This is a genomic window from Chryseobacterium cucumeris (assembly GCF_001593385.1).
Classification (GTDB): Bacteria; Bacteroidota; Bacteroidia; order Flavobacteriales; family Weeksellaceae; genus Chryseobacterium; species Chryseobacterium cucumeris.
In genome coordinates, this window is sequence record NZ_LUVZ01000012.1 from 287,833 (window position 1) to 299,592 (window position 11,760).

Annotated in this window: 11 protein-coding genes and 1 pseudogene; 11 read left to right on the plus strand and 1 reads right to left on the minus strand. The window is 35.8% G+C overall.

The annotated features are described in order from the left end of the window. The first annotated feature begins 182 nt into the window (after window positions 1-182). From hflX to A1704_RS10290, 9 genes are all read left to right on the plus strand, one after another. Window positions 183-1,406, plus strand: a complete 1,224-nt coding sequence (gene hflX, locus A1704_RS10250) for a GTPase HflX (RefSeq protein WP_062673053.1) — start codon at window positions 183-185, stop codon at window positions 1,404-1,406. Further along, window positions 1,406-2,041: a DUF4919 domain-containing protein gene (locus A1704_RS10255; RefSeq protein ID WP_062673056.1), complete on the plus strand. Its 636-nt coding sequence runs from the start codon at window positions 1,406-1,408 to the stop codon at window positions 2,039-2,041. The genes hflX and A1704_RS10255 overlap by 1 nt, the downstream gene beginning before the upstream one ends. 20 nt (window positions 2,042-2,061) lie before the next feature. Continuing rightward, complete coding sequence (locus tag A1704_RS10260; RefSeq protein WP_062673058.1) at window positions 2,062-3,348, plus strand: cation:proton antiporter; 1,287 nt, start codon at window positions 2,062-2,064, stop codon at window positions 3,346-3,348. A 6-nt stretch (window positions 3,349-3,354) separates the two neighbouring features. After that, window positions 3,355-4,071, plus strand: coding sequence for a DNA alkylation repair protein (locus A1704_RS10265; protein WP_062673060.1), 717 nt, complete (start codon window positions 3,355-3,357; stop codon window positions 4,069-4,071). Window positions 4,072-4,204: 133 nt separating this feature from the next. Next, complete coding sequence (locus tag A1704_RS10270) at window positions 4,205-4,873, plus strand: hypothetical protein (protein ID WP_062673062.1); 669 nt, start codon at window positions 4,205-4,207, stop codon at window positions 4,871-4,873. A 17-nt stretch (window positions 4,874-4,890) separates the two neighbouring features. After that, on the plus strand, window positions 4,891-6,909 hold the full coding sequence (locus tag A1704_RS10275; protein WP_062673064.1) for a hypothetical protein: 2,019 nt from the start codon (window positions 4,891-4,893) through the stop codon (window positions 6,907-6,909). Next, on the plus strand, window positions 6,910-8,148 hold the full coding sequence (locus A1704_RS10280) for a hypothetical protein (protein ID WP_062673066.1): 1,239 nt from the start codon (window positions 6,910-6,912) through the stop codon (window positions 8,146-8,148). A gap of 27 nt (window positions 8,149-8,175) precedes the next feature. Then, window positions 8,176-8,514 carry a DUF6122 family protein gene (locus A1704_RS10285; RefSeq protein ID WP_062673068.1) on the plus strand — a complete coding sequence of 113 codons (339 nt, stop codon included), beginning with the start codon at window positions 8,176-8,178 and terminating at the stop codon, window positions 8,512-8,514. Window positions 8,515-8,580: 66 nt separating this feature from the next. Beyond that, window positions 8,581-9,651 carry a calcium:proton antiporter gene (locus tag A1704_RS10290; protein ID WP_062673070.1) on the plus strand — a complete coding sequence of 357 codons (1,071 nt, stop codon included), beginning with the start codon at window positions 8,581-8,583 and terminating at the stop codon, window positions 9,649-9,651. A gap of 97 nt (window positions 9,652-9,748) precedes the next feature. Here the strand turns inward: A1704_RS10290 and A1704_RS10295 are convergent, their stop codons facing one another. Continuing rightward, window positions 9,749-10,129, minus strand: coding sequence for a group III truncated hemoglobin (locus A1704_RS10295; protein WP_062673072.1), 381 nt, complete (start codon window positions 10,127-10,129; stop codon window positions 9,749-9,751). Between the two features lie 200 nt (window positions 10,130-10,329). On the opposite strand from A1704_RS10295, the gene A1704_RS10300 reads away from it, so the two are divergent. Together A1704_RS10300 and A1704_RS24910 are read left to right on the plus strand one after the other, a co-directional pair. Further along, window positions 10,330-11,322 (plus strand): hypothetical protein, encoded by a 993-nt coding sequence (locus tag A1704_RS10300; protein WP_062673074.1) that lies wholly within the window; start codon window positions 10,330-10,332, stop codon window positions 11,320-11,322. Between the two features lie 292 nt (window positions 11,323-11,614). Continuing rightward, window positions 11,615-11,746 (plus strand): annotated as a pseudogene (locus A1704_RS24910) (IS5 family transposase); the annotation flags it as partial. Between the last annotated feature and the right edge of the window lie 14 nt (window positions 11,747-11,760).

The following is an 11,760-nucleotide window of genomic DNA, read 5'->3' on the forward strand; positions in this document are numbered from 1 at the left end:
GATTAGTTTTTGATTTAAATAATTAAAAATCAGAAATTTATTATATAAAGTTATTGATTTTTTATAAATCATTCATCAGTAAACTTAAATTTATATTAAAATATGTTATTAAATAAAAATTGATTTTGTTTTTTTTCTGAAAAATATTAACTTGTAAAAATCATAAACATAGACAGAACTTAATGTTAGAAAAGAAAGAACATAACTATGAGAAAGCTGTCCTGGTGGGTGTTATTACCCAGAATCAGGATGAAGAAAAACTGACGGAGTATTTGGATGAACTTGAGTTTTTAGCTTTCACAGCAGGAGCAACTGTACAAAAACGCTTTACCCAAAAACTAACTCAGCCTGATTCCAAAACCTTTATCGGAAGCGGAAAAGCCATTGAGATAAAAGAATATGTAAAAGAGAACGAGATCGGAACCGTAATTTTCGATGATGAACTCTCTCCTTCACAGCTTAAAAACCTGGAAAGGGAAATGGAGGTTAAAATCCTGGACCGTACCAATCTTATTCTTGATATTTTTGCCCAGAGAGCACAGACTTCATATGCGAGAACTCAGGTGGAACTGGCACAATACCAGTATCTTTTACCACGACTGACAAGAATGTGGACCCACCTTGAGCGTCAGAAAGGGGGAATCGGGATGAGAGGTCCCGGAGAAACGGAAATTGAAACTGACCGTCGTATAATCCGTGACAGAATTACCTTGCTGAAAGAGAAACTGAAGACAATAGACAAGCAGATGGCTACCCAGCGTAACAATCGTGGGAAAGTGGTTCGTGCTGCTTTGGTAGGATATACCAACGTAGGGAAATCTACCCTGATGAATTCCATTTCAAAATCTGAAGTTTTTGCGGAAAATAAATTATTCGCTACACTGGATACCACGGTAAGAAAAGTGGTAATTGGAAATTTACCGTTTCTGTTGACAGACACCGTAGGATTTATCAGAAAACTTCCTACTCAGCTGGTAGAATCTTTTAAATCTACATTGGACGAGGTTCGTGAAGCCGATCTTTTGATCCATGTGGTGGATATTTCTCACGAAAGCTTTGAAGATCATATAGAATCTGTTAATCATATCCTGATGGAAATCAACGCTCATCAGAAGCCGATGATCATGGTTTTCAATAAAATTGACGATTTCAGCTATGAGAAAAAGGATGAAGATGATCTTACGCCTTCAACCCGTAAAAATATTTCTCTTGAGGAATGGAAAAAGACGTGGATGGCAAAGTCAAAGTATCCGACAGTTTTCATCTCTGCATTAACGAAAGAAAACTTCCCGGAAATGAAGAAAATGATCTATGATGAGGTCATGAAGATTCATATTTCCAGATTCCCATACAACGATTTTCTTTTCGAATATTTCGACAACGACGAAGAAGAAAGCAACAATTAATGAAGTATCACTTTTTCCTTTTATTCATCATGTTTTCGGTTTTTGGGTTCAGCCAGAAATCAAAAATTGATATAAAAGCTATTGAGAAAAGTCTCAGGACTTCCGACTCTCCGTATAATTACGATAAGCTTATTTTCAAATTTAAAGGATACCCTAAATCTCTGGACAGTATAGAATCTCAATATCTGTACTACGGAAGAAATTTTAGAAACGATAAAATAAACACATCAGATGATAGCTTTAAAAGTCTGGTAGAAGCCTTTAAACAAAACAATTTTGCAGATTGTATCAAACAGGGAAAAGCTTTGTATGATAAAGATCCTACCAACCTGGATGTGCTGCTGATTCTTCTCAGGGCTTACGATTCTGTAAAGGATGGAAATAACTTTATCCATCATCTGAACCAATTCCGTGCACTTACTGAAGGGATAAGAAGTTCGGGGGACGGAAAGTCAGAAAAAACAGCCTTTATCGTTAATTCTGTAGGAGATGAATACATTCTGCTGAATATTCTGAATATAGGGCAGGATTATACCAGAAGTTCAAAAGCTTCTAAAGATGCCATGTTTGACATCTGGGAAAAAGATGGGAATCAAATTTATATCAAAATACTCTATTTGGAACTCACCAATTAATCTTAAAATAAAGACACTTAGTGGAATTATATTATTCATTTTCAGCATTAATCGTATTAGCATCAATATTTGCCTATCTTAACTATAGGTTTTTAAAACTTCCGAGTACCATCGGAATTATGGTCATTGCCATTGTGGTTTCTATTTTTCTGGTCCTGTTCGGAGAAACGGTTCTTCCCAGAACTTTCGGACATCTTCATAACCTTATGAACGGAATAGATTTTACAGAAGTTCTGATGGGTGCCATGCTTAATTTTCTGCTCTTTGCAGGGGGAATTCATATTAATATTAATGACCTGAAAGAACAGTTCAGACCTGTAGTAATATTTTCCACAGTAGGGGTTGTGATTTCTACCTTTGTTGTAGGATTCGGAATGTTTTATCTGCTACCTTATGTGGGGGTTAAACTTCCTTTTATCTACTGTCTTGTTTTCGGTGCTTTGATTTCTCCTACCGATCCGGTAGCGGTTCTGAGTGTACTGAAACAGGCGAATGTATCCAAATCTCTGGAAACAAAAGTGGCCGGAGAGTCTCTTTTCAATGACGGTATGGCAGTTGTGGTCTTTACAGTGATTTTGCAGCTGGCGATCGGAAAAGAAGTGGATCTGAGTGTTGAAACGATAGGATTGCTTCTGCTTAAGGAAGCGGGCGGAGGTCTTTTACTCGGGGTGCTTTTAGGATGGGTTACTTCAAGATTGATGCGTGAAGTGGATGATTATATTATTTCCGTATTAGTAACACTTTCTGTTGTCATGGGAGGGTATCTGATTGCCCGTCAGATGCATATTTCCGGACCATTGACGATGGTGGCAGCAGGATTGTTTATGGGAAATTTCAACAGAAGTTTCAAAATGAAGTCCGTTACTCAGGATTATCTGATCAAATTCTGGGAATTGATTGATGAAATCCTGAACGCGGTACTATTTCTGTTCATCGGATTTGAACTTTTGATGATTAAAGATCTCAGACATTTCATGATTCCGGGCTTAGTGGCCATTGTGGTCGTTTTGCTGGCAAGATTTATTTCGATCTGGGGACCTACAAAATTCACTTCCCTGAGAAGAAGTTTCAGTCCACAAACGGTGAAAGTGCTTGTTTGGGGAGGAATTCGTGGCGGAGTTTCCATTGCATTGGCGATGTCTGTTCCTAAAAGTGAATACAGTGAAATTATTTTAAGTATTACCTATTGTGTCGTCGTATTCTCAATCATTGTTCAGGGGCTTACCATTGCTAAAGTGGCCAATCCGAATAAGATTGCCAAAGAAGAAGAGGAGCAGGAAAATATTGCTGTAGAAGAAAACGCTTAAAATCATATGAGCATTGTTAAAGAAATACAGGAAGCACTTGCTGTTTTATCCATTCCTGAAAAGGCGGAATTTTTTCCAAGATTTTTCAAAACTGGAAAAGGAGAATATGGTGAAGGCGACTTGTTTCTGGGCGTAAAAGTTCCGGATCAACGCTCTGTGGCCAAAGAATATTATTCGAAAATAAATTTAAAGGAACTCAGTACATTACTTTCTTCAACATATCACGAGCACAGGCTGACAGCTCTTTTTATGCTGATTTCAAAGTTTGAGAAAACAAAAGATAAGGCAGTAAAAGAAGAAGTGGTCGCTTTTTATCTGGATCATCTTCCTTATGTGAACAACTGGGATCTGGTAGATTCTACCTGCTATAAAATTTTAGGCAGATATGCTTTTGAAAATCAGAAAGAAAACCTTCTTGTAGAGCTTTCGGAATCTGATGAGATGTGGCATAAAAGGATTGCTGTTGTCGGAACAATGCATTATATAAAAAAAGGATCATTTGATCTGACCAAAGAATTTGTCACCAGAAATCTGAAACATCCTCATGACCTGATGCACAAAGCAAACGGATGGCTGCTAAGGGAAATGGGAAATAGAAATGAAGGCGAGCTGATCAGTTATCTGAACCAATATTATAAAGAAATGCCCAGAACATGTCTTCGGTATGCTATTGAAAAACTGGATGAAGATCTTCGCCAGAATTATCTTAAAGGACGAGTTTAAAAAATAATATACGGAAAAAGTACCGTATTTTCCCCTGAAAAAGTACCGGGAAACAGCTATTTATGCCCAAAAAATCAAAGATTATAAGGATGTAAGGCCAGAATTAAGTAATTTTGTGCTTTTAAACCTGATCATGAAAAATTTTCTCAGATTATTTCTTCTATGTATTCCTTTGCTGTTCCTGACAAGCTGTTTTGATATTCTGGATAAAGTGAATATAAAAGCTGACGGAACAGGAGAATATACCATTATTCTTAACGCAAGCAAGAGCAAAACAAGACTTGCTTCAATTTCTAAAATGGAAACCATCAACGGAAAAAAAGTTCCTAAAAAGTCAGAAATTGAAACTAAAATCAATGAGGCTGCCAGAATTTTTAAAGGAACTCCCGGAATCAGCAATGTGAAAACCTCCATGGATTTTGATAATTACATCATCAAGCTGAGCTGTAATTTCAAAAAGATTGAAAACATTAATGCAGGTCTGGAAAAACTGAAAGCCCAGAAAATATTGGGTAAAATGGTTCCGACTCAGGTTTACAGTCAGAATCTTGAAAAAAAGACATTGATAAGGAATAAAGTCAATACTTTCAAGGCTGATTATGACAAGATGAGTAAGGCAGACAAAGAGGTTTTTACTGATGCGAAATATACTTCTATCATGCAGTTTGAAACTCCAGTGAAATCACAATCGAATACTACTTACGTGCTTTCTCCCAACAAAAAGGCTCTTAAACTGGAAGCAGATATTCTGGATGTAATCCTTCAGAAAAAACAAATACAAAATACCATCCTTTTTCAATAAATTTCTAAACTATAGTCATGAAATCTATCTTTTTAAAAACACAAACCATTATTTTCGTCCTCTTTGGCTTTACATTGATTTTAGCCCAAAACAGCATGAAAATTCCTTCCGATGCCGTATTTTATATGGAAGTCAACGGAAGGCAGCTTAATAATAAAATCAACTGGAATAAACTGAATCCTTTGCTGCATGAGCTCAGCAAAAAGAGTAAAGAAAATCTTTCATGGACAGATTATTCCAAAACAGGAATCAAATACGACGCTGTTCAATACCATTATGCGAGCTTTAATGACTCCATTAAAGCATATAATACCCATTTTATCATTGATAATAAGGAAAAGTTTCAGGAGTTCATTAATTCTGTAAAGAAAAAAGGACAGGAAGTTTCCAGCAGAAAGAACTATTCTTACGTAGATATCAATGATGATGTTTTTGTAGCATGGAACGGGAGCCGTGCTGTTCTCAGTATGATCAGCTATACAAAACCTTATAAGGATCTTTGGGCAGAGGAAGCAGTTGCAGACAGTACAGCAGTTGCAGTGGTGGACTCCGCTTACGCAGAGCCGGGAGATACAGTGTATACCGAAGAACCGGAAAAGCCGTTTGATTATAAAGAAGAGATTAAAAGTCTGAAGGATGATATTAAGTATCTGAAAGAAAGTATAAAAGATAACAACAACGAGATTGCAAGAATCCAGAAAGATATCAAATACCTGGAGAAACATCATAAATATCCTGCAGATAAAGAAACTGCTGAAAATTCTGAAAACGGAGAAGAAATGCCGGAAGATGCTTATGATGAGGAAGAAGAAAAGGCTTTCCAGAAAGAGCAGGATTCTATCCGTAGAGAAAACTTCAGGGTTGTTAAAAAGAACGCAGAAGATCGTTTTGACCAATATTTCAGTTCAAATTTAGAAATTGAAGTGCCTAAAGAAATGCTTTCGTTCAGAGATGCCAATTCCGATGTTTTTGTGTATACAGACTACGGAAGAATTGTAAATGAAGGCATCTACGGAAAAATGACAAAGTATTACGGCTATGGACAGTTTTTCAAAAACATGTACAATTCCAACTATGCATACAATCTGTATTTTGATAAAGACAAAGTAAGGCTGGTTAATAATTATCAGCACAAAAATGGTGACATTCAAAAGAATATTTCTGCCATTTATAAAGGGAAGAAAAACAAAAAACTGCTGGAGCTGATCAATGAAAAAAGTGTCGGCTACTATGCAATGAATGTGAATGGCGCAAAATGCTTTGACATGATGTACAGTCTTCTTCAGAACTCAGGAGAAAACGAGTACAAAAAAGAAATGGAGCTGATCATGGAAACCATGAAAATTGTACTGGATGAAGAAGCAATTACCAAAATTGCCCCTGGAAATGGAATCTTTGTTTTGAATGAATTAAAATCCAAAACCGTAGAATATACCGATTATGAATACGATGCTGATTTCAATGAAAAAGAAGTAAAGAAAACCAAAGAAATCGCTGTTCCTAACTTCACTTTCGCTTTTGCAACAGAGAATGAAGGATACTGGAACCGTATTTTTGATTTGCTTACAACCAACAAAAAAATGTCTAAGAGATTCTCTAAAAAAGGAAACCTTTATACCTTTAAAGAAGAGAAAAACGGAGGATATGTAGATCAGTTGTTTTTTACTGTGAAAGACGGAGTAGTATACCTTATGAGTGCTGCAGATAATAATTTACCGGTAAACCAATCTGATGTTTCCAGAAAATGGGCAAAAGACTCCGCTAAATATCCATTGTCCGGCAGACTGGATATTCAGAAGCTTTTAACAGGACTAGACAAAGAATTCAAAAGCCCGAAAGAGAGAAAAACATTAGAGGCGATCAAAAAAAATGTAGGAGAGCTGTATTATAAAACTGAAGTAAAAGGAGAAAGTATCCAGACTGAGATGAATTATAACATCAAAGATTCTTCAGAAAACAGCCTAATGTATTTCTTTGATATATTCGATCAGGTTTTTAAAGCTAAAGAAACAGAAAAGAAGCCTCAAATTTTATAGATGAACAAAAAGAAGATTATTGTCCCGTTATTTTTATTGCTGGCTGTTGCAGTATATTTTATAGCTTTTCACAAAGATAAAAGCCTTAAGTATATTCCTGATAACGCAGATGCAGTCGTTTTAATCGACACGAAGAAATTAACGGGACAATACCTCTTCAGTTTAGCAACCCATCCTTCAAAATGGTCCGGAAGCAAAGCAAAGAGTAAAACCTCCGGTTCACTGAAAGATTCAGGAATCAGAATTCCGGATTTTCTGCAGATATTTCATATTAAAGACACTAAATTTTCAGAATGGTACAGTGTTTTAGAGCTTAAAGATTCGCAAAAACTCATCACCTATTTAAAGAAGCAAAACTTTGTTGCTAAAGGTAATAACCGTTTTCAGAAGGAGCAGTTTTTCGTTATGATAGAAGGAGATTATTGTATTGCAGGAAGTTCAGATCTTGCTTTTGAAACCCTTCAAAAAAAACTTCTTCAGAATTCTGTACATCATGTTTGGGAGGCAGACCGTTTTATTCAAAATACAGTGGGAAGCATTTCATTCATTTCAGGGCAGAAAATCCGAAACTTTTCCATTGAGCTAAATGAGGATGAAATTGAAATCAATAATAATTCAAATCCGGAGATTTTTAATACGATTGCTTCAAAATTTGAGAAAGGAAATCAATTTCTGGAATTGGAGCTTGATAAGGAAAACATCAGAAATTTCACCCGTTTTTTTAATAAGAGTATTGCAGATTCATCACAGGTTGTGTCTTTAAAAGCTACGGCCAATCTCCAGCAGATCAATGATACCATTGTCACTTATGAATATGATGATAATTTCAATGAAGTTGAAAAAAAGACAGTTCAAAAGATTACCCAGCCTAGCTATATGATCAATATTCAGAGTAATAATCCTGAAAAAACCTGGAAGTACTTTCAGTCTAAAATGTGGATCAATGCTGAAAATCAATTCACGGCTATTCCTTTTCAACCCAATGAAATCAAAAGGAATAATAAAGGAGTTGTCATAAAATCTACCCGAAAACCAGTATCATTATCTCCCCAGCTCAAAGAAAATTATATGCTGATCAGAAATAATGCTTTGCTGTATTCTTCTTTGAAAACATTGAATAACACTGAAAAGAAGATCATTTCTGACATTGATTACGTGTTGTATGGGAACAAGGCTCAGAATTATTGGATAAAAATAAAAGCAAATAAAGGAGAATTACCCTTAATTTTACGGTGGTAAGCATAGAAACCGATAAAATTTTCATTAATGGCTCCATCAGACATCACATTGCTCAAAACTTTTACTCATTACTTTTTGCATTTCGTTTTTCCAATATTTATCGCATTGGTTTTTTATCGTAAAAATTGGAAAAAAGCATATTTTATTCTTCTCGCTACCATGCTGGTAGATCTGGACCATCTTTTTGCCAATCCTGTTTTTGATCCGTCAAGAGAAAGTATAGGTTTTCATTTTTTACATTCTTATTATGCCATTGCGGTGTATTTTTTGCTGTTGTTCTTTAAAGGAAATATCAGGCTTATAGGAATCGGGCTTCTGTTTCATATGTTCACAGATTATCAGGATTTTAACTTCTGGCCTCATTAAAATATTATTAATATTTTCTTTTAATATTGAAATTATTATAGATTTTTTGTATTTTGTAGTCACGATATGAGACTAAAAGAACTTTTACATTATACCTATATTTTTCCTATTCTGGCAGTAGGATACTACTTTTCCGGTTTGATGGGAAATGGTGTCCTTTATGATATTCTGGCCGGTGTTTTATTGATCGGAAGTGTTTTATCAGCAGTACATCATGCTGAAGTTGTAGCTCATAAAGTAGGGGAGCCTTTCGGAACAATCATCCTGGCGCTTTGTATCACCATTATTGAAGTAGCGCTTATCATCTCGCTGATGGTTGCCGGCGGAGATCAGGCGATCACGCTGGCCAGAGATACCGTTTTTGCTGCCGTAATGCTTATTCTCAACGGAATTCTTGGAATATGTATTTTGGTAGGTGGCGTTAAATATCATGAACAGTTCTTTGCAAGAACTTCAGCAACTACTTATCTGGTGAGTATTGTTTCCATTCTTGTACTTACCCTTGTTCTTCCCAATTTTACTTCAAGTGTCAACGGACCATTCTATAACGAAGCTCAGCTTATTTTTATATCTATCGCATGTCTTGCCATTTATGGGGTTTTCCTGATGGTACAGACTGTGCGCCACAGAAGTTATTTTATTGTTCCTGATGAGCATCCTGAAGAACATTATATTCCTTCATTACCAAAAACACTTATCAGCTTTGTCTTTCTGGTAATCTGTCTTGTTATTGTTGTACTGATGGCCAAAGGATTGTCCGATACAATAGAAGGAATGGTACAGAGCCTTGGAGCTCCAAAATCCCTGGTTGGGGTAATTATTGCAGCCGTGGTTCTTCTTCCTGAAGGCGTTGCTGCAATCCGTGCAGCAAGAGCCAATCAAATCCAGTCCAGCTTAAATCTGGCATTGGGTTCTGCACTGGCAAGTATCGGACTGACTATTCCTGCGGTTTCAGCGGTATGTATTATGTATGATATTCCACTTGTATTGGGATTGGATAAAAAAGACATTATTCTGCTTTCTTTATCCGTATTTATTGTGATGCTATCTTTAAGTCGTGGAAAAACAAATGTCCTGTACGGGACTGTTCTGCTGGTGAATCTGGCAGCCTATATCTTTACAGTAATTGTTCCTTAGAAAGAAAAAGTAAAAAATTATAAATCTTTTTTATCTCTAAAATAAATCGAGGAAGTTAACCTCGACATCGATATCCCGTACCCCGAATCCCGTATCACTACAACCTTCTCGCCAGCTCCATTTTGAAAGCCATCAGTTTTGCTATATTCTCTGACTTGTAAATCGCGATGTCGGCATTTTCGCCTACGAAATTTTCCTCAATAGTCGTACGCCAAAGCAGCAGCCATCTGTCAAAGTGCTTCTGTTCCATAGCTTGTATCTCATTAACCGGGAAGTGGACACCCATTGGATTTCCTTTATAGCTCATCTGCCCAAAAAGAATAGATTCCCAGAAAGAATACATTTTAGGAAGATGTTTATCCCAATCTACTTTAGCAATTTCATTAAAAAAGAATCCAATGGTTTCATCTTTAACAACTTTGTTGTAAAATGAATTGACAAGGTGTTCAATATCTTCTCTTGATTCAAGCTTTTTCATACTTCAAAGTTAGTATAATTCGTATTAAAAATTTCAGTCGCGAAATTGATAAATTTCATGTAAACAGTATTTTAGAGAACAACATATTATAAAACAATGGAAAATTGGGAAAGATTAAAATTTGATTAATTCGCAAAAAAGCACCTTAAAAGAATTCATTTTTTGTAAATTTAATTATTAAACACTAAAAAATTTTTAAAATGATCAAAAAAATCAATTCTGTTTGTATTCTCTTATTGATGTTTTCAGTATCATGTTCAAGGGATGAAGTGAGTGCTATGAATGATGATTCAGAAAAAGTACATTATTCTGAAGTAAAGAAATCACAGTTGACTGAGGAAGAGATGCTTCAGCAGGGCTGGAAAATTGCAGATGAGTTTAAATTATCAGGCAATAATAGTTTGGGTGCCAGCTATAGTTCGCCAAATGAAGAGCGTGAAATCCCTTTCAAGACAAATCACCTGAAAGATATGGGATATGATGTCAGTTATTCCGGAGAAAGAACACGGTTGAAAAACGTTTTTGCTTATTCCGGTCAGGTTCCGGATGGAATTATATTTAATCCAGACCTTTCTGTAGATGGAGATGCCCGGAATACAGCTCCAAATCCTAATGTTTCCATTGTTTTGGGAACTCCTCAGGTGACAATAAAAACGGACGGTGCAGATCTACCGGACAATGCTTACACTACGGAGGCAATTAACAATGGCGACAGAGAAAGTGAAATTACGGTAACCTATTCTTATAAAAAAGGATATTCTACTTCCTGGAAACGGACCGTTTCAGGTTCATTTGAAGTGGCAGCTTCAGTATCCGTTGATATTCCGTTAGTTGCAAAAGCTTCAGCCAGTACAAAAGTTGTTGTAGGAGGAGATACTACTGAAGGTACAGAAAATTCTGAAGAAGTTACTGAAACCAGCAGCTACAAAACCATTGTGCCCGCTCATTCTAAAAAAACAATTTCTGTCCTTACAAAATTGAAGGGATCATCCGTTGAATACTTTGTACCGATGAAATTAAAAGGAAGATTACAGGCGAACTTTCCCTCTCCCGTAGATGGACATTACTATTGGGCTTTTCCTATCGAAAGCTTCCCTGATTTTCTTACCAATATACACGGAGAGTCAGGGATCGTAAAATCTGTTAGCAATGTAAGTGTTACCGTACTGGAATCACCGGCACAAAAGATATAGAATTTCTCTTATTAAAAAAGGGTAAAAGTGGAGTATTGTTTTTTCATTTTTTCAGCAGTTTAATGTAAAGCGGGATTGTAATAATATAATTCAACTGGTGGTGTATTATTAAAAACAGGTAGGTATAAGTTTTTGCAATTATTTTAATTCTTAATTTTAGAAATAAAACTTTTAGGTTGATGTACAAGTATTTGGCAAAGCTATGATAGAAAAATAATCTGGCTCCTAATTTTTGTTCTCAAGATGGTTTTCACTGAGAGCTATTTTGATGAATTTTTTACAGGAATAGATGGCTATAGAAAGATCTAATGCATGGCTGAACAGCTTTCGTTCTTTACTCAACCATTTTGACACAATAGTATCAAATTGGAAATCTTTCAATTATATCGCCTTTATAGCAGTAGCTCTGAATAAATTTTATTAATCAAAAATTACAAC